Origin of the sequence: Serratia sp. MMO-28 (genome assembly GCF_037199905.1) — a bacterium.
Taxonomy (GTDB): domain Bacteria; phylum Pseudomonadota; class Gammaproteobacteria; order Enterobacterales; family Enterobacteriaceae; genus Chania; species Chania oryzae.
The window spans coordinates 1-350 of sequence record NZ_JBBCVB010000099.1; the positions used below are offsets into that span (position 1 = coordinate 1).

The following is a 350-nucleotide window of genomic DNA, read 5'->3' on the forward strand; positions in this document are numbered from 1 at the left end:
ACTTTATGTAATTTCCCTACTTCTGAATGTACACCAAACTTAGCCTGTGTCTTTTTTTTAGTCGACATAATGACTTGCCTCAATCAGATAGTAATAACGCCTGTTGCAATGTTGTAGATTGCAACCACTGCGGCGACCATAACGATAATGAAGAGCCCCATTTCAGCCGGTGTGAACACTTTTGCATGCTGTTCACGTTTGGCCATAATGTACAACAGTGTGCCTGGGCCATAGATGACGGCCGACAGCAACAGATATTTCATCCCTCCGGCATACAGCATTAACAGTGAGTAGAACGTGGCGATCAGCGCAATAATCAGGTCTTTCTTGAGATCGGTTTTATCTTTTTC

At 43.4% G+C, this 350-nt stretch carries 1 pseudogene; it reads right to left on the reverse strand.

The features are described from left to right. Window positions 1–83: 83 nt before the first annotated feature. Window positions 84–350: pseudogene (locus WG891_RS26710) on the reverse strand (arginine-ornithine antiporter); the annotation flags it as partial.